The sequence below is a fragment of the Pseudomonas arsenicoxydans genome, assembly GCF_006438915.1.
GTDB lineage: Bacteria > Pseudomonadota > Gammaproteobacteria > Pseudomonadales > Pseudomonadaceae > Aquipseudomonas > Aquipseudomonas arsenicoxydans_A.
Map to the genome: position 1 here is coordinate 44,981 of NZ_RCZE01000007.1, position 16,880 is coordinate 61,860.

Sequence of the window (16,880 nt, forward strand, 5' to 3'; positions counted from 1 at the left end):
CTGCCCTTGCCAGAAGGGCAGGCTCCCCTTTGTGGCGAGGGAGCTTGCTCCCGCTGGGTCGCGCAGCGGCCCCAAAACCTGCAAATGCAATTTGGCTGACACAACGCATTTGCCGGTTTTACGACTGCTTCGCAGCCGAGCGGGAGCAAGCTCCCTCGCCACAGGTCCCGCGTTCGACTGGAAACCAGAGCAAGCCCGTTGCGACGCTGGTTGACCCAAGGCATCTGTGATGAAATGCGACCCCCCTCTCTATCGCGCAGCGCCGCCATCACTTGCCGTGAAACCCCGTCTGATTCGCCATTTGCTCCTGCCGCCGCTGATCATCGCCCTGATGATCGGACTGGGTTACGCCGGCTTCTGGATCAGTGAACACTACGGCATTCGCAGCCTCAGCGAGAACGGCCAGCGTCAGCTCGAACTGCACGCCCGCGCCGTCGAGAGCGAGATCAGCAAGTACACCTACCTGCCCAGCCTGCTGGAGCTCGAATCCAGTGTTTCAGAACTGCTGGACGACCCATCGCCGGAACACCGGCAAACGGTCAATGATTACCTTGAAGGCCTGAACCGGCGCAGTCGCAGTCGGGCCATCTATGTGATGGACACCACCGGTCGCGTCATGGCCACCAGCAACTGGCGCGATGTCGACAGTTACCTCGGGGAAGACCTGTCCTTCCGCGCCTATTTCCAGAACGCCATTCGCGGCCAGCCGGGACGTTTCTACGGCATCGGCAGCACCAACGGCGAACCCGGTTATTACCTGGCCCACGGCCTTGAAGAACACGGCAAAATCATCGGCGTCGCGGTGGTCAAGGTGCGCCTCGAAGCCATGGAAGAACGCTGGCAGCGGGCGCGCCTCGAAGCGTTCGTCAGCGACGAGAACGGCATCATCATCCTCTCCAGCGACCCGGCGCGGCGCCTGAAGTCAGTCGTGCCGCTGAGCGACGAGACCAAGGAAAAACTCGCCCGAAGCCTCCAGTACTACTGGTTCCCGCTGAACGAACTGCAACCGCTGGCCCGTGAAACCCTGGCCGAAGGCGTGGAGAAACTAACCTTCCCCGCCAACAGCGAAGTGAAGTCCGACGAAGAGGACATCAGCTACCTGGCCCAGACCCGGCCCCTGAGCGACACACCGTGGAATTTCACCCTGCTCACGCCGTTGCAGGATTTGCGCCGCGAAGCGATCAACCAAGGGATTCTAGTGGCGGTGGCGTTTGCCCTCGTGGCGTTCTTGCTCATCGCCTGGAACGAGCGGCGCAAGGTCATCGCCACCCGCCTCGCCGCCCGGGAGGCCTTGCAGGAAGCCAACAATCAACTGGAGCGTCGGATTACCGAACGCACCACCGACCTGCGCGCCAGCAACGAACGGCTCAAGGCTCAGATCCGCGAGCGCCGGCAGGCTGAAGAGACGCTGCGCCGCGCCCAGGATGAACTGGTACAAGCTGGAAAACTCGCGGCCATTGGCCAAATGTCGACCAGCATAGCCCACGAATTGAACCAGCCATTGGCGGCCCTGCGAACCTTGTCCGGCAACACCGTACGCTTTCTGGAGCGCGGTCAGCTGGATGTCGCCAGCACCAACCTCAAGACCATCAACGAACTGATCGACCGCATGGGCCGGATTACCGCCAGCCTGCGTTCCTTCGCCCGTCGTGGTGACGACAAAGGCCAGGCCTGCCTCGGCAAAGCGGTGGACGCGGCCCTGCAACTGCTCGGCGGTCGGGTGGAAAGTGTTCATCTGCAACTGCATCGGGAATTCGCCGATGTGCAGGTGCAGATCGACCAGACCCGCCTCGAACAGATTCTGGTCAACCTGATCGGCAACGCCCTTGACGCCATGCACGCCCAGCCGCTGCCGGAGTTGTGGCTGGAAGGCGACGAATTCGACGGCAAATATCGCCTTCGCGTGCGCGACAACGGCCACGGCATTGACGCCGAAGCGCGCAAGCACCTGTTCGAACCGTTCTTCACCACCAAACCCGGCGAACAAGGGCTGGGCCTCGGCCTGACCCTGTCCGCCAGCCTGGCCGCCGCCACCGGCGGGCATTTGGGTGTCGAACACCCGGCCAGTGGTGGTACCACCTTCGTCCTCAGTTTACCGTTGGTAAGCCCCACTCCCGCCGAGCCAATATGAACAACGACCTTAGTGTGCTGATCGTCGAAGACGACCCTCATGTGCTGCTTGGCTGCCAACAGGCGCTGACCCTGGAAGACATTCCTTGCGTCGGTGTGGGCAGCGCCGAAGAAGCGCTGGAACGTGTCGGCGACAACTTTGCCGGCATCGTCATCAGCGACATTCGCCTGCCCGGCATCGATGGCCTGGAACTGCTGACCCGGCTCAAGGCCCGCGATCGCAGCCTGCCGGTGGTGCTGATTACCGGTCACGGCGACATCTCCATGGCGGTCGGCGCGATGCAAAAAGGCGCCTATGACTTCATGGAGAAACCCTTCTCCCCCGAACGCTTGGTGGACGTCGCCCGTCGAGCATTGGAACAACGTAGCCTCGCTCGAGAAGTCTCTTCGTTGCGCCGGCAACTGGCGGAGCGCGACTCGCTGGAAGGCCGGATCATCGGCCGTTCGCCGGCCATGCAAAATCTGCGAGAACTGATCGCCAACGTCGCCGACACCTCGGCCAACGTGCTGATCGAAGGCGAGACCGGCACCGGCAAAGAACTGGTCGCGCGCTGTCTGCATGACTTCAGTCGCCGCCACACCAAACAATTCGTCGCGCTGAACTGCGGCGGCTTGCCGGAGAATCTGTTCGAAAGTGAAATCTTCGGTCACGAGGCCAACGCCTTTACCGGTGCCGGCAAGCGGCGAATCGGCAAGATCGAACACGCCGACGGCGGCACGTTGTTCCTCGACGAAGTGGAAAGCATGCCCCTGCCGCTGCAAATCAAATTGCTGCGGGTGTTGCAGGAACGCACCCTCGAACGCCTCGGCTCGAACCAGAGCGTGGCAGTGGATTGCCGGGTGATCGCAGCCACCAAATCCGATCTGGCCGAAACCAGCAAGGCCGGCGAATTCCGCAGCGACCTGTATTACCGCTTAAACGTGGTGACCCTGGAACTGCCGCCGCTGCGCGAACGTCGCGAAGACATCCTGCAACTGTTCGAGCACTTCCTGCAGCAGTCGTCCCTGCGTTTTGATCGCGCGGTTCCGGAGCTGGACAACCAGACCCTGTCTAACCTGATGAGCCACGACTGGCCGGGCAATGTGCGTGAACTGCGCAACGTCGCTGAACGCTTTGCCCTCGGCCTGCCGGCCTTTAAAAAAAGCGGCGCCAGTGGCAGCAATCAGGGCCTCGCGTTCGCCGAAGCGGTGGAAGCCTTCGAGCGCACCTTGCTCGGCGACGCCTTGCAGCGCAGCGGCGGCAACCTGACCCAGGCCAGCCTGGAACTGGGGATGGCCAAGACCACGCTGTTCGACAAAGTCAAAAAGTACGGGCTAAGCCACTGATGGATTTGATGCTGAAAGCGGCGTTGGGTGCGGCGGTTGTACTGATTCTGGCGGCGCTGGCCAAGACCAAAAACTATTACATCGCCGGGCTGGTGCCGTTGTTTCCGACCTTTGCGCTGATTGCGCATTTCATCGTCGGCAAAGGGCGTTCGGTGGAGGACTTGAAGACCACCATCGTGTTTGGCATGTGGTCGATCATTCCGTACTTCGTTTACCTGGCGACGTTGTATGTGATGGTGGACCGGATGCGGTTGGAGGCTTCACTCGCGGTGGCGGCAGTCGGTTGGCTGATCGCGGCGACAATCCTCGTCACCGTGTGGGTCCGCCTCCACGCCTGACCGCCCACAGTTCCCTGTGGGAGCGGGCTTGCTCGCGAAGAGGCCAGCACATTCAACATCCATGTTGGCTGACACACCGCTTTCGCGAGCAAGCCCGCGCCCACCAGGGAACCGCATCGTCAGGGGGGCTGGCCCGTCCCTTGCATTTACCCCGCACAGCCCTCCCGGCCGGTCTTCATGTTTGATGAACCCGGTGTCCGGGAGGATCCGCCGAGGGTGAATCCTGACCGTGCCTATCCTAGATCCCGACCTGACCTTCACCGTCATCCTGCTGGTCGCCTTTTCCATCGTGCTGGACGTCATCGGCCAGCTCTGCTTCAAGCTAGGCCTGGACCGTTTGCCGGAACTCGAAGGCGGTTTCCGGCTGAACGCCTTCTGGGGCCAAGTGTTCAACGCGCCGCTGCTGTGGTTTGGAATCGGCGCCTATGCGCTGGAGTTTTTCGTCTGGCTTGAAGCCTTGTCCCGAGCCCCGCTGAGCCTGTTGTTTCCGGCCGGAGCCCTGGCTTATTGCGGCGTGGTGCTGGCGGGCAAGGTGGTGCTGGGCGAAACCGTCAGCCGCCGACGCTGGCTGGCAACGCTGGTGATTACGGTGGGCGTGATGCTCGTGTGTGCCGGTCATGCTTGAGCCCAAACCGATGGAATGGTTGCACGGGCGGCTCGGCACCGTGGTGCTCTGGGCACTGCTGATTATTCTGGAAAGTGCCGGACAGATTGCGACCAAGGTCGGTGGCGATCAGTTGGGCCAGATGACGTTCACCCTGCAATGGCTGCGGGCTGTGGTGGTCGACCCCGGCGTGTTGAGTGCAGTGGGCTGCGGCATCGGCGCTTTTTTTGTGTGGATGCTGATTTTGCGCCGCAGTAGTTTGTCGCTGGCGTTTCCGCTGAGTTCATTGGTGTTTGTCGGGGTTTTGCTCGGATCGTGGCTAGGACTGGGCGAGCAGATCAGCGGACTGCACTGGATAGGTGTGGCGGTGATTATTGGCGGGATTGCGTTGCTGGCTGAAGGTGAAGAAAGCTAGATCTCTGTTGAATTCGAGGACGCCTTCGCGAGCAAGCCCGCTCCCACATTCGACCGTGTTTTTCCTGAATGAATGCGATTGAATGTGGGAGCGGGCTTGCTCGCGAAGGCGTCAGTCAATTCAATAAAGATCCTTCAGTCGAATTTGTAAGCAATCGCCGCCTGCACTTCCCCCTGGTTACTATCCCCAACCTGTTTGACAAGGCTGCTATCCGCCGCCGAACCCGTCAGGTGAATCCAGCTCGCACTGGTCAGCAACGACCAGTGCGGCGCCAGCGGAAACTCAAAACTCTGGGTTAACGCCACATTCTGCAATCCACCTGCGGCGTTATAAGGCCGAATCCCGGAAGCCAGCGACTCATCCCCGCTGACACCAAAAAATGCCTGATTCTGCCGGGCATTGGCAAAGTGCGCCGTCACATTGGAGCTGCCAATCACCCCGCCACCCACGGGATAACCCACTTCGCCGCCGACCCGGCCCAACACCCCGCCACGCGCGCCGACCGCTTGCCCGGCAGAGGCAAACACCCGCCAGAAATCAGCCGGTGCGTACTGCACAAACCCGCCCACTTCGCCCATGTCCGGCACGTCGTGCAGGCCTTGCAGCTCACCGTTGGCAGTCCGTCCCGGCAGGTAATTCACGAACGGTCCGGCGCTGAAACCGTTGGCCTTCAACGCATTCCAGGTCAGGCCGTCATCCGTGCTCAGGCTGACATCGCCCCAGTCCAGATCGAGGTACGGCACCGGCCGGACTTCGTAGCGACTGCCGCTCGGATCGTGTGGCTGATAGCTGAGACCCGCTCCGGCCTCCCCGGTAATGCCGGCCGCTGAAACACTGGCCGACAGGCACGTCAGCGCGGTGAATAGAACAACAGTGATCCTCGACATGAGGCCATTCCTTGTACGGGATAGGCGCGCATCAATCCCCTTTTCACCTCCCCCGCGCAAGCACTCATGTTGTTTGTAGCGACCTACAAAAATTGTAGCTTCGCAGCGCCCCAACCCCGCCAGAACCCCAGCCCTGCGGGGCCAAACCCGGTTGGCACAGTCCCTGCTCTATCCCCTTGGCAAGCGCAGACAGCGCGCAACGCCCAATAGGTACTGCAGATGATTGACTGGCATATCGTGTGTGATTTCGACGGGACCATCACCCGCACCGACGTGATCGACAGCATCCTCCAACGCTTCGCCGACCCGAGTTGGGAAGCGATCGAAAACGAGTGGCTGGAAGGTCAGATCGGTTCCCGTGAATGCCTCAGCCGCCAGCTCGCGCTGGTCAAGGCCACCCCCAGTGAACTGCTCGGGTTCTTCGACACCATCGAGATCGACCCGGACTTCCCCGACTTCGTCGACCACGCCATCGGCCTCGGCGCCTCGTTTGAAGTGGTCAGCGACGGCATCGAACAAGGCATCGCCCGAATCCTTGCACGCCACTACGTCAGCCTGTTGCCGATCCTCGCCAACCGCTTGCGTCAGCTCGATCACGACAGCTGGCGCATCGACTTCCCCCACGCCAGCGACGCCTGCCGCGCCGCTTCCGGCAACTGCAAATGCAAATCCACCCCCAGCACTAAACGCGTGCTGGTGATCGGTGATGGCCAGTCCGACATGTGCGTCGCCGCCACCGCCGATTTCGTGTTCGCCAAGGATCGCCTGGCCGAGCACTGCGAGCGCAACGGCATCGCCCATGCGCGCTTCGACAGCTTCGCAGAACTCCCTGCCCTGTTGGCCCTGCTGCCAAACGCAAGCGCTGCCAACACCACCCCTTTCACCGCAGAAACACAGGAACGCTTCCACCATGTCTGATATTCGAATCGCTACCCCTGAAGACCAGATCCTCCTGGATAAAGAAGCCAAATACTGCTCGTACGGCGACACCGTTCACTACATCGACCCGCCGCGCATTTTCAGCCGTTGCGAAGGCTCCTACGTCTGGGACACCGAAGACCAGGCCTACCTCGACCTGCAAATGTGGTACTCGGCGGTCAACTTCGGTTACGCCAACCCACGCCTGAACAATGCGCTGAAACAACAGATCGACACCCTGCCGCAGATCGCCAGCCAGTACCTGCACAAAGGCAAGATCGAGCTCTCGGAAATGATCGCGGTCGACGCCAAGAAGAAGTTCGGCCTCGACGGTCGCGTGCACTTCAACGTCGGCGGTTCACAATCCATCGAGGACTCGCTGAAAGTCGTGCGCAACGCCACCAACGGCAAAAGCCTGATGTTCGCCTTCGAGGGTGGTTATCACGGCCGGACCCTCGGCGCCTCGTCGATCACCTCCAGCTACCGCTATCGCCGTCGCTACGGCCACTTCGGCGAGCGCGCCAATTTCATCCCGTTCCCGTATCACTTCCGTGGCCCGAAAGGCATGACCAAGGAAGAATACGGCAGCCACTGCGTGCAGCAATTCGCCCGCCTGTTCGAGACCGAATACAACGGCGTCTGGGACCCGAAAGTCGGCCAGAGTGAATACGCCGCGTTCTACGTCGAACCGATCCAGGGCACCGGCGGCTACGTGATTCCGCCGATGAATTTCTACAGCGAGCTCAAGCATGTGCTGGATCAGCACGGCATCCTGATGGTGGTCGATGAAATCCAGATGGGTTTCTGGCGCACCGGCAAACTGTGGTCGATCGAGCATTTCGACGTCAAACCGGACGTCATCGTCTTCGGCAAAGCCTTGACCAACGGCCTCAATCCGCTGGGCGGGATCTGGGCCAAAGAAGAACTGATCAACCCGAAAATCTTCCCGCCAGGGTCGACCCACTCCACCTTCGCCTCCAACCCGTTGGGCACCGCGGTGGGCCTGGAAATGTTCAAGATGACCAGCGAAGTCGACTACGGCGCCATGGTCATGAACAAGGGCAAATACTTCCTCGAAGGCCTGAAAGACTTGCAGAAGCGCTACCCGATCATCGGCGACGTCGACGGTCTGGGCCTGGCACTGCGTTGCGAAATTTGCGGCCCGGACGGTTTCACGCCGGACAAGGCAACCCTGGACTTCATGGTCGATGAAGGCATGAAGGGCGACATCGAAATCGACGGCAAACGCCTCGGCTTGATCCTCGACGTGGGCGGTTACTACAAAAACGTGATCACCCTCGCGCCGTCGCTGGAAATCAGCTACCCGGAAATCGACCTCGGCATCGCCCTGCTCGACCGTTTGCTGCATCGGGCCATGAAACGATGAACGCCGCAGAGATCGACATGGGCGAAGGCAGCGCCGGTTTCGTTCTCGGCTCAGGGGAGGTCGCGGTGTTGTTGATCCACGGCCTCACGGGCACCCCGACCGAGTTGCGTCGGGTGGCAATGGGCCTGGCCAAGGCCGGGTGCACCGTCTATGTGCCGACCCTGGCCGGCCATTGCGGGAACAACGCCGACCTGCAAGCCACCGGTTGGCGCGACTGGTACGAAAGCGCGCGCAACACCTTCGTCGGCGTGCGACGCAAACACAAGCATGTGTTCGTCGGCGGTTTGTCGATGGGCGCGGTGTTGTCGATGTACCTGGCTGCCGAGCATCCGGGGCAGATCGAAGGGTTGTTGCTGTACTCGACGACCCTGCGCTACGACGGCTGGAACATGCCCTGGGTGGCGAAATTGAGCAGCCTGGTGATGTCGATTCCGTACGGCGTGCACCTGTGCCGCTTCAACGAAAAATCACCGTTCGGCATCAAGGACGAACGCTTGCGCGCGATTGTCGAGCGACAGATGAAGGCCGGTGAAAGCAGCAATGCCGGCCTGCTGACCATGTCCGGGGTCAGCGTTCGCGAGCTGCATCGGCTGGTGGCGGCGGTGAAAAAACGTATGCCGCAGATCACTACTCAGGCGTTGGTGCTGCATTCAAGGGAGGACGACATCACCAGCGTGTGGAATGCCGACTATGTGGAGCGAAAACTCGGTGGGCCGGTGGTGAAAGTCTTGCTCGACGATTGCTATCACATGATCACCGTCGACCTGCAATACCGCCGCGTGGTGGAACTGAGCGCCGATTTCATCCAGCACCGTTTCATGCAGCAAGGTTACGCCCCGCAACCCATACGACAGGATTACCGTCAATTGGCCTGAACACGACCTGTAGCAACGGGCGAAGCCTGCTGCTACAGGGCGAAGTCGGCTACTGTATTGAAACGGTTTATCCGATCGGACCTGCTGCGATAAGCGAAACCCAATGACCAAAGAATCACCCGTCACCGCCCGACCGTTCGCCCTCTCCGGCTGGAGCCTGCAACGCAAACTGGTGCTCGCCTTCTGGTTGGTCAGCGTGATCCCGACCATGATTGCCGCCGAACTGGCGGCCACCACGCTGTCGCAGATTTTCGACAGCAACGTGCGCATCTGGCTGCAGGAATCGACCAAGATCGTCGAAGACGAAATCACTGAAATCCTCCACGAAAACGCCCGGGCCGCACAGTTGTTCCTGCGCTACACCCGCCCGCCCACGGATCGACTGTCGACCAGGCACGACAAACTCACCACCGACATTGCCGATTCCATGGGCATCGACGTGGTGGCGCTGGTGCGCAACAGCGATCACAAAGTGGTGTTCAGCACCGTCGCCGACGACATCGTCCGGCAAATCAGCATCGAACCCAAAGCGGTGTTGCAGACCCTGCAAGTCGGCGGCGTGGCGACCGGCACGGTGGTCTCGACCTTCGAGACCGATCAGGACAACGTTGACTATAAACTGGTGGTCGCGACGTACCTCGACAGCAGCTTCCTCACCAGCGTGGCCGATGTGCACTCTCTCGATCTGCGCTTGTACCTGGCCAAGGCCGACGACTTCCTGGAGATCTTCGCCACCCAGCGCTTCGAAGATCACCCGGCGACCGTGCCAGAGAAGATCGAACAAATCCTGCGCACCACCAAGCAGCCGATCGAGCAATTCACCAACCGCTACAGCGGCATCTATCGACCGATATTCAATGAAAACGGCGAGCTGCAAGGCGTGATTTTCAGCGGCCTGCTGCGCCACACCAGCCTGGTCGGGCTGGTGAACCAGAGCAACCTGTTCATCCTGATTTTCCTGCTCAGCTCGGCGGCGTCCCTGGCGGTCGGCTGGCTGGTGTCGCAGCGCCTGACCAAGCCGTTGCGCGGGCTGTCAAAAGGCGTACAAGCGGTGATTGCCGGCGATTACCGCCAGCGTCTGGAGGTCACCGGCGGCGACGAACTGGCGGAACTGAGCAGCACGTTCAACCACATGAGCGAACGCCTCGGCGAGTTGCAACACCTGGAATCACAGCTGCGCCGTCGCGACCGTTTGCATGCGCTGGGCGAAGTGGCGATGGGCCTGGCGCATGAAATCCGCAACCCCCTGGGCATCATCAAAACCGCCACGCAATTACTGCACCGGCGCGCCGATCTGCCCGAGACCGACAAACGTCACCTGGAATACGTGGTCAGCGAAGTCAGCCGCATCAATGACCTGATCACTGACTTCCTCGACTTCGCCAAGCCCAGCGCACCGATGCGCTCAACGCAACTGGCCCGTCCGCTGGTGGACGAGTTGATCGGCTTCTGCGCCCCGGAACTGGCCAGCCACAATATCGAGGTGCTTATCGAGGACCGCGCGCCGGCCGCGACCCTGTATGCCGATGCGCGGCAACTCAAGCAGGCCGGGCTGAACCTGGTGGTCAATGCCATCGACGCCATGCCCGAGGGCGGTCGCCTGACCGTCGGGATCAGCAGTGAACAGCACGTCACCGTTATCCGCTTCACGGACACCGGCCAGGGCATCGCCCCGGACATGCTCGAACGAATCTTCACGCCGTTCGTCACCACCAAGGCGTCAGGCACCGGGCTGGGTCTGGCCAAGGTCTTCTCGATCATGGAAAGTCACGACGGACGCATCGAATGCGTCAGTGAAAAAGCGGCCGGGGCGACCTTCACCTTGTACATCCCGGCCAACGGCGAACACTTCGACAGGGGCAGTGATGACACATAACGTACTGGTGGTCGACGACGAACCCAAGCTGTGCGACCTGCTGGCATCGGCCTTGAGTCAGAGCGGCATTCAGGTGTTCACCGCTGGCAATGGCTTGCACGCACTCAAGGTGCTGGAGGCCGAGGACATCGACCTGGTGATCAGCGACTGGCGCATGCCCGGCATGGACGGCCCGCAATTACTCGCGGAAATCAAAACCCGCTATCCGCAATTGCCGGTGATCGTCATGACCGCCTACAGCACGGTGAAAAACGCCGTGCAGTCAATGCGCAATGGCGCCTTCGACTACATCGCCAAGCCGTTCGATATCGACGAACTGGACATCACCGTCAACAAAGCCCTGCAGTTTCGCGACATCCTCAAAGACAACCAGCGCATGCGCGCCGAACTCGACGAACACCAGCAGATCGACAGCCTGATCGGCGACAGCCCGAGCTTCCGCCGGGTGCTGCACGCCATCGACTCGGTGCGTGAAAGCAACGCGACCATCCTGCTGACCGGCGAGAGCGGCACCGGCAAGGAAATGGTCGCCCGCGCCATCCACAAACACGGCAATCGCGCAGACAAACCCTTCGTTGCGGTGAACTGCGCGGCGATCCCGGAAGGCCTGCTGGAAAGCGAAATGTTCGGCCACCGCAAAGGCGCGTTTACCGGCGCCGTGGCAGATCGGGTCGGGCGCTTTATGCAGGCGGACCAAGGGACGTTGTTCCTCGATGAGATCGGTGAAATGCCGTTGGCCTTGCAGGCGAAAATTCTACGGGCGTTGCAGGAGCGGGTGATTGAACCGGTGGGCGATCCGCGCGAGCGCAAGGTGGATGTGCGGGTGATCGCGGCGACCAACAAGAACTTGCTGGACGCGGTGGCGAACAAGGAGTTTCGCGAAGACCTTTACTACCGCCTCAACGTGTTCCCGATTCCGTTGCCGGCGCTGCGTGAGCGGGTCGAAGACATCGCCCCACTGGCCCGGCACTTCGCCCATACGCTGGGGGCCACGGCGGGCAAGCGCATCACCGGTTTCAGCGCCGAGGCATTGCAGGCGATGGCCAATTATTCGTGGCCGGGGAATATTCGAGAACTGCAAAACTGCGTGGAGCGCGCGACCATCGTGGCGTCGGCGGCGGTGATTGAAGAGGATGATTTGCCGGCGTACCTGTTTGCGTCACGATCCACTGACAGTGGTGTTCTGGTCGCGGAAGGCAGCGTGCCGGCGGACCTGGAAGCGGCACTGGCACAGGTGGAGAAATTCTACATTCTGGCGGCGTTGGCGCAGAGCAATGGCGTGCAGGCTGCGGCGGCACAGTTGATCGGGATCTCCGAGCGCAGCTTTTGGTATCGACTGAAAAAACTGGGTATCCATGTGGACAAGATTGTCCGCTGATCACTGAACTGTGCGGCGATTGCCCATCGTCGCACGGCTAGTGCGCATACACCTTCTGCAACTGTGCTTGGCTCATGGCGTCTTCAAACGGCACCGGCACCGATTTCACCGCGCCGTACAGGTTGCGATAGCGCCAGTAGCTGCCGTTGGTGGCCAGTTGATAACCGCGCTCGACCACCCTCTGGCCATCGAGAACATAACGCAAGGTTTCCTGGGCCGCCGGCGGTGGCGGTGGCTGCATCAGGTCGGTGGACAGAACGCGCATCGATTCGTCGATACACTCGTCGAGCGCGGCCGTGACCTTCGCCAGATCGAGGCTGCCGTCGTCGATGCATTCCTTGCCACAGCGCCGAATCGGTTGGCTGACCACTTCGATGCGCATGCGATACAGGGCCGAACCGGCAATGTCCTGGACTTGCACCTGATTGATCAGCACGAAACTGCCACGATCCGGGGTCAGCATCAGTTTGGGTTCAATCACCAGGCGCGCGGTGACCTGCCCCTCTCCCTGCTTGAACCCGGCCACTTGCGAAGCCTGTTTATAGCGCTGTTGCAGACGCTCCTGCAACGGAACACCCGCCAGCAAGTCGGCCATGGGCCGCGCCTCATTGAGCGCCGCTTTTTCGGCATCGCGCTGCAACGTGCCGCTGCCCATTTGCGTATTGACCAGGCTGGCAACCAGCACGCCAGCAAGCCCGGCACTGTTGCCCGAACTCGCCACCATGTTGTAACTCGAGGTCGCGGCGGCCTGGGCTGCCTTGGTATCGATCACCGTGCTGGCACCGACAAACGTCGGCGGTAGTTGCACCTCAACCTTTAGCCCGTGAGCCTGGACATAGGGCAACGCGCCCTGGTCCTTGAAACCGGGCTGGGGGCCCGGTTTCTGCGCACAACCGCCCAACATCAGCAACGTCAGCGCCGCAGCGGCCGCGCTTGAGCGTTTCATTGCGCGAACGGGGTAATCATTTGCTGGCGGCTCGTGTCCATGGCCTGGTAGAAGGCGTTGGACAAGTTGGCGTAGTTTGGCTCATCCCATTCGCCCTGGGCGGCTTGCACCGCGGCAAAGGGTTGGAACCACAACAGTTTGTTGTCCGCCAGATCGACCACCATGCCCTGCCCGGTCACCTGGGCCATCGGAGCGCTGGTTGGCACGACGCTGTAGTAGCTGCGAGTGGCGCCGGTGGCGAAGACGTTGACCAACAGCAGTCGATCGACACCTTGAGCGGCTTTGATCGGGGTCAAGTCGCGTACCGTGTAGCCTTCGCGGAAACTGGTTTCCTTGAATTTTTGCAGGTCCAGCGGCTCGTCGATCCGCTTGGCCTTGTAGCCTTTGGCTTGCAGCTTGGCGACGATCACATCCGGCAACGTATTAAGGTCGCGGGTTTGCCAATGCTCCACGTTGTCGCTGAGCTTGCTGTTGACGCCGCGGTTGATCGCGTAATCGATAAGGCCCTGGTTACCGGTCAATGCCAGCACCGGCGCCGGCAGCACCGTGATTGCCACGCCGATGGTCGGCTCTTTGGCATCCCAGAATTGATGGTCCAGCGGCACAGGAGGCTGGACGTGAGCACAGCCAGTGAGGGTCAGGCAGGCCAGCAACGTGATGGCAGCCCAAGTACGAAACGCGTGAAAGGTCATGGATCAAGTCCCTATGATTGATAACAGTGCTTCCTGTGTCGGCAGCTTTCGTCTCAACTGTAGTGGCACATTGATATTTTTTTACGCGCAACGCTCTAGCGGCCGTGCTGGCTTCAGTTCACTTGCCCGCCCTTGGACTCACTCATGATCTGCCGGATCGCCCCGACAAACGTCTCCACCGGCTGCCCGCCAGTGACGGCGTACTGCCCGTTGAACACCACCGTCGGCACTGAACTCACGCCTCGGGTCAGCCATAGCTGCTCTTCCTCAACCACCTCTTTGGCGTATTCCTCCGACGCCAGAATCGCCTCGGCCCGCTGCCGGTTCAGCCCGACGCTTTCGGCAATCTGCGCCAACTGCCCGTGATCGGACGGGTTGCCGCCGTCGGTGAAATACGCCTTGAACAGCGCTTCTTTCAGGTTGAACTGCAAGCCTTCCAGCCCTGCCCAGTACAGCAACCGATGCGCATCAAAGGTGTTGTAGATGCGGCTGGTGCCGTCGGTGCGAAACGTAAACCCGACCTCGGCGCCACGGGCGCGGATCATTTCGCGGTTCTTCTGCGATTGCTCGGGCGTCGAGCCGTATTTTTCGCTGATGTGTTCGGTGATGTTCTGCCCTTCGGGGCCCATCTTCGGGTTCAGCTCGAACGGCTGGAAGCGGATCTCGGCCTGGACCTCATCACGCAAAATTTCCAGCGCCCGGGTCAGGCCGTACAAGCCGACGACGCACCAAGGGCAGGACACGTCGCTGACGAAATCGATTTTCAAAGGGGTACTCATCACACACCTCGCTGGCTGGATCGCGCGGGAAAGTTCGAACGATACACCCGACAGGCCCAAGGTGGCAGCCATACCACAATCCCCTGTGGGAGCAACCCTGTGGCGAGGGGGCTTGCCCCCGTTGGGTGGCGAAGCCGCCCCAGCATTTCAAAGTTAAACCGCATACACCGGGTTTACGACTGCTGCGCAGCCGGACGGGGGCAAGCCCCCTCGCCACAGGGTTGTTCCAATAGGGGATTTGGGGTGTTTTCTGGGGGTGTGTTTAGTTCTGTTTAAGGTTACTTCCGGAAAGCTACAGCGCCTTGCGCCGTCGCCTACAACCACGTCAGAATCCGCCGGCTTGTGCGCCTGGAGGCCCGTCGGTAACTTGGTCCTGTCACTGATTTCCAGTGATCGGGTTTAGTAGCCCGGCTAGATTATCCTCGGATGCACAAGTGTCATCAGTCAGGTTTCGACCTGCACTTGATGGTAGCTGTGCGCATGGCGCCCTCGGGCGCGCCGGGTTTTTGGGTAATCTTTACCGGTCTACTAACTTGCGCACAGCTGCCACCCTTTCCGTTTAGTAGCGAGACAGGTTGCGGCTCTGACTTTAGGAAGAATACCCAATGTTCAAAATTACTCCGAATCCACCGGAAACCGACGACGTTTCCCCCTACGAAACCCCCGAGTCCAAAAAACTCAACGAAGCCGCCGACCGCGCCCTCGATTACTACCTCAAACCGGTCATCCCCAAAGACACCCCACGCAAACCCAGCACCATTTACTTCGTTGCCCCCGACACCGACCACGAAACCCTGCTGGTCAACGCCTGCGAATCCCTGGCGTCAGCGAGCGTGATGTTGAGTGATTTCGCGGGGCAGTTGAACGGCACACAGCGTCACACGCTGCTGGGCATTCAGCACTCGGTCATGCTCGGCGAACTGGCGGTGAACCTGATGCTGGATAACGTCGTCCCCACCTAACCCCGAATCTGTCGTGACTGGGGAGCCTTTGTGGCGAGGGAGCTTGCTCCCGCTCGGCTGCGCAGCAGTCGTAAACCGGTGAATACGGACTTTCTGAGACTCCGCGTACGCAGGTTTTGGGCTGCTTCGCAGCCCAGCGGGAGCAAGCTCCCTCGCCACAGGGTTTTTGTCCAACAGATGGATTGGGGGTTACAGGAGATTCGGGGACGGCACCGGGTCAATCTGCGCCCAGTGCGAAGTGTCCTCGCGATGGGTCTGCAAGTACGGCAACACCGCCGCCAGCAGCGGTGCCTTGAACGCTTCCTGGAAGCGATGCGCCAACCCCGGAATCAGCACCAGTTGACTGCCACGAATGTGCGCCGCCAAATGCACGCCGTGCATCACCGGCAACAACGGATCAGCCGTGCCATGCACCACCAGCGTCGGCACGCGCAAGTGGTTGAGCAAACCCACACGACTGCGCTCGGCGAGGATTGCCATGATCTGGCGCTTTACGCCCTCGGGGTTGAACGCCCGGTCGTAGGACTGCGCCGCTTGTTGCAGCAACGCCTGACGGTCATCCGTCACCGACGGACTGCCCAGCGCCGCGAGCAAATCGGCCTGCTGCTCGAGCGCCACTTCACGATTCGGCGCGCCACGACGCGACAACAATTGCACCAGCGCCGCACTCGGCGCCGGCAAGCCTTCGGCCCCGGAGCTGGTCATGATCAACGTCAGGCTTTCCACACGCTGCGGCGCCATCGCCGCCATGTGCTGAGCAATCATCCCGCCCATGCTCGCGCCCAAGACGTGGAATTGTTCGACGTGCAAGACGTCCATCAACCCCAGCGCATCATCGGCCATGTCGGTCAGGGTGTACGGCGCCGACACCGGCAAGCCGAGTTTGTAGCGCAAGGCTTCGAAGGTCAGGTTGGCTTCGGCCGGGGTTTGCCGCCAGGTGGACAGGCCAACATCACGATTGTCGTAACGAATCACCCGGAAACCCTGCTGACACAGCGCGACCACCACCTCATCCGGCCAATGAATCAACTGCCCGCCCAACCCCATCACCAGCAACAAAGCAGGATCCGACGCACGGCCGATGCTCTGGTACGCCAGGCTTACCTGCGCCAGATCGGCATGTTCGGTTGGAACGTTGACGTCGCAACGGGACGCCGCGAAAGACGGCAGGCCGAACAGCAGCGCGGCCAGAAAGGCCGCTGTTGATAAAAATCGTGCACGCATGAAAAACACCAAAACGCAGAACCCCAGTAGAGCGCGAGTCTGATGATGTTTGTTCAATCGCGCTGCCACAGTTGCGTGACAATTTCGTGAATCTCGCCCAATGGTCAATGCGATAACTATGTAGTGCCATGGACGCGGGTAGA

16 protein-coding genes are annotated in these 16,880 nt (G+C 60.9%); 11 read left to right on the forward strand and 5 right to left on the reverse strand.

All coding sequences use genetic code 11. The annotated features are described in order from the left end of the window. Positions 1–229 precede the first annotated feature (229 nt). The 5 genes from EAH78_RS15980 (at position 230) to EAH78_RS16005 (ending at position 4,813) form a co-directional block, all read left to right on the forward strand. The gene (locus EAH78_RS15980; RefSeq protein ID WP_140668367.1) at positions 230–2,131 is read left to right on the forward strand and encodes a sensor histidine kinase; all 1,902 of its coding nucleotides are present in this window, start codon (positions 230–232) and stop codon (positions 2,129–2,131) included. Beyond that, positions 2,128–3,456 carry a sigma-54-dependent transcriptional regulator gene (locus tag EAH78_RS15985; protein WP_140668368.1) on the forward strand — a complete coding sequence of 443 codons (1,329 nt, stop codon included), beginning with the start codon at positions 2,128–2,130 and terminating at the stop codon, positions 3,454–3,456. Before EAH78_RS15980 ends, EAH78_RS15985 begins: the two co-directional genes overlap by 4 nt. Positions 3,457–3,464: 8 nt before the next feature. Continuing rightward, a complete protein-coding gene (locus tag EAH78_RS15990; RefSeq protein ID WP_170219132.1) occupies positions 3,465–3,794 on the forward strand; it encodes a GlpM family protein in 330 nt (109 codons plus the stop codon). Between the two features lie 250 nt (positions 3,795–4,044). Continuing rightward, positions 4,045–4,419 (forward strand): transporter, encoded by a 375-nt coding sequence (locus EAH78_RS16000; protein ID WP_140668595.1) that lies wholly within the window; start codon positions 4,045–4,047, stop codon positions 4,417–4,419. Then, a complete protein-coding gene (locus EAH78_RS16005) occupies positions 4,412–4,813 on the forward strand; it encodes an EamA family transporter (RefSeq protein WP_140668370.1) in 402 nt (133 codons plus the stop codon). The genes EAH78_RS16000 and EAH78_RS16005 overlap by 8 nt, the downstream gene beginning before the upstream one ends. Positions 4,814–4,947: 134 nt before the next feature. Here the strand turns inward: EAH78_RS16005 and EAH78_RS16010 are convergent, their stop codons facing one another. Then, positions 4,948–5,700 (reverse strand): MipA/OmpV family protein, encoded by a 753-nt coding sequence (locus EAH78_RS16010; RefSeq protein ID WP_140668371.1) that lies wholly within the window; start codon positions 5,698–5,700, stop codon positions 4,948–4,950. A 219-nt stretch (positions 5,701–5,919) separates the two neighbouring features. On the opposite strand from EAH78_RS16010, the gene EAH78_RS16015 reads away from it, so the two are divergent. The 5 genes from EAH78_RS16015 (at position 5,920) to EAH78_RS16035 (ending at position 12,134) form a co-directional block, all read left to right on the forward strand. Then, entirely contained in the window at positions 5,920–6,618 is a 699-nt protein-coding gene (locus EAH78_RS16015; protein ID WP_140668372.1) for an MtnX-like HAD-IB family phosphatase, read from the forward strand. Next, positions 6,611–8,005, forward strand: a complete 1,395-nt coding sequence (locus EAH78_RS16020) for an aspartate aminotransferase family protein (RefSeq protein WP_140668373.1) — start codon at positions 6,611–6,613, stop codon at positions 8,003–8,005. The genes EAH78_RS16015 and EAH78_RS16020 overlap by 8 nt, the downstream gene beginning before the upstream one ends. Continuing rightward, positions 8,002–8,880, forward strand: coding sequence for an alpha/beta hydrolase (locus tag EAH78_RS16025; RefSeq protein ID WP_140668374.1), 879 nt, complete (start codon positions 8,002–8,004; stop codon positions 8,878–8,880). Before EAH78_RS16020 ends, EAH78_RS16025 begins: the two co-directional genes overlap by 4 nt. Positions 8,881–8,983: 103 nt before the next feature. Further along, positions 8,984–10,756, forward strand: a complete 1,773-nt coding sequence (locus tag EAH78_RS16030) for a sensor histidine kinase (protein ID WP_140668375.1) — start codon at positions 8,984–8,986, stop codon at positions 10,754–10,756. Beyond that, positions 10,746–12,134 (forward strand): sigma-54-dependent transcriptional regulator, encoded by a 1,389-nt coding sequence (locus EAH78_RS16035; RefSeq protein WP_140668376.1) that lies wholly within the window; start codon positions 10,746–10,748, stop codon positions 12,132–12,134. The genes EAH78_RS16030 and EAH78_RS16035 overlap by 11 nt, the downstream gene beginning before the upstream one ends. 37 nt (positions 12,135–12,171) lie before the next feature. Here EAH78_RS16035 and EAH78_RS16040 read toward each other — a convergent pair whose 3' ends face one another. From EAH78_RS16040 to EAH78_RS16050, 3 genes are all read right to left on the reverse strand, one after another. Beyond that, positions 12,172–13,080 carry a hypothetical protein gene (locus tag EAH78_RS16040; protein WP_140668377.1) on the reverse strand — a complete coding sequence of 303 codons (909 nt, stop codon included), beginning with the start codon at positions 13,078–13,080 and terminating at the stop codon, positions 12,172–12,174. Further along, positions 13,077–13,772 carry a hypothetical protein gene (locus tag EAH78_RS16045; protein WP_140668378.1) on the reverse strand — a complete coding sequence of 232 codons (696 nt, stop codon included), beginning with the start codon at positions 13,770–13,772 and terminating at the stop codon, positions 13,077–13,079. The genes EAH78_RS16040 and EAH78_RS16045 overlap by 4 nt, the downstream gene beginning before the upstream one ends. Before the next feature lie 113 nt (positions 13,773–13,885). Further along, entirely contained in the window at positions 13,886–14,551 is a 666-nt protein-coding gene (locus EAH78_RS16050; RefSeq protein ID WP_140668379.1) for a DsbA family oxidoreductase, read from the reverse strand. A gap of 605 nt (positions 14,552–15,156) precedes the next feature. On the opposite strand from EAH78_RS16050, the gene EAH78_RS16055 reads away from it, so the two are divergent. Then, entirely contained in the window at positions 15,157–15,513 is a 357-nt protein-coding gene (locus tag EAH78_RS16055) for a DUF6124 family protein (RefSeq protein WP_140668380.1), read from the forward strand. A 189-nt stretch (positions 15,514–15,702) separates the two neighbouring features. On the opposite strand, the gene EAH78_RS16060 is transcribed toward EAH78_RS16055, so the two are convergent. Then, positions 15,703–16,737 (reverse strand): alpha/beta fold hydrolase, encoded by a 1,035-nt coding sequence (locus tag EAH78_RS16060; RefSeq protein WP_140668381.1) that lies wholly within the window; start codon positions 16,735–16,737, stop codon positions 15,703–15,705. Positions 16,738–16,880 lie beyond the last annotated feature (143 nt).

Bases quoted from the DNA above. Each gene is read 5' to 3' on its own strand.
- EAH78_RS15980 (WP_140668367.1), top strand. From the start codon at position 230: ATGAAATGCGACCCCCCTCTCTATCGCGCAGCGCCGCCATCACTTGCC.
- EAH78_RS15985 (WP_140668368.1), top strand. From the start codon at position 2,128: ATGAACAACGACCTTAGTGTGCTGATCGTCGAAGACGACCCTCATGTG.
- EAH78_RS15990 (WP_170219132.1), top strand. From the start codon at position 3,465: ATGCTGAAAGCGGCGTTGGGTGCGGCGGTTGTACTGATTCTGGCGGCG.
- EAH78_RS16005 (WP_140668370.1), top strand. From the start codon at position 4,412: ATGCTTGAGCCCAAACCGATGGAATGGTTGCACGGGCGGCTCGGCACC.
- EAH78_RS16010 (WP_140668371.1), bottom strand. From the start codon at position 5,700: ATGTCGAGGATCACTGTTGTTCTATTCACCGCGCTGACGTGCCTGTCG.
- EAH78_RS16015 (WP_140668372.1), top strand. From the start codon at position 5,920: ATGATTGACTGGCATATCGTGTGTGATTTCGACGGGACCATCACCCGC.
- EAH78_RS16020 (WP_140668373.1), top strand. From the start codon at position 6,611: ATGTCTGATATTCGAATCGCTACCCCTGAAGACCAGATCCTCCTGGAT.
- EAH78_RS16025 (WP_140668374.1), top strand. From the start codon at position 8,002: ATGAACGCCGCAGAGATCGACATGGGCGAAGGCAGCGCCGGTTTCGTT.
- EAH78_RS16030 (WP_140668375.1), top strand. From the start codon at position 8,984: ATGACCAAAGAATCACCCGTCACCGCCCGACCGTTCGCCCTCTCCGGC.
- EAH78_RS16035 (WP_140668376.1), top strand. From the start codon at position 10,746: ATGACACATAACGTACTGGTGGTCGACGACGAACCCAAGCTGTGCGAC.
- EAH78_RS16040 (WP_140668377.1), bottom strand. From the start codon at position 13,080: ATGAAACGCTCAAGCGCGGCCGCTGCGGCGCTGACGTTGCTGATGTTG.
- EAH78_RS16045 (WP_140668378.1), bottom strand. From the start codon at position 13,772: ATGACCTTTCACGCGTTTCGTACTTGGGCTGCCATCACGTTGCTGGCC.
- EAH78_RS16050 (WP_140668379.1), bottom strand. From the start codon at position 14,551: ATGAGTACCCCTTTGAAAATCGATTTCGTCAGCGACGTGTCCTGCCCT.
- EAH78_RS16055 (WP_140668380.1), top strand. From the start codon at position 15,157: ATGTTCAAAATTACTCCGAATCCACCGGAAACCGACGACGTTTCCCCC.
- EAH78_RS16060 (WP_140668381.1), bottom strand. From the start codon at position 16,737: ATGCGTGCACGATTTTTATCAACAGCGGCCTTTCTGGCCGCGCTGCTG.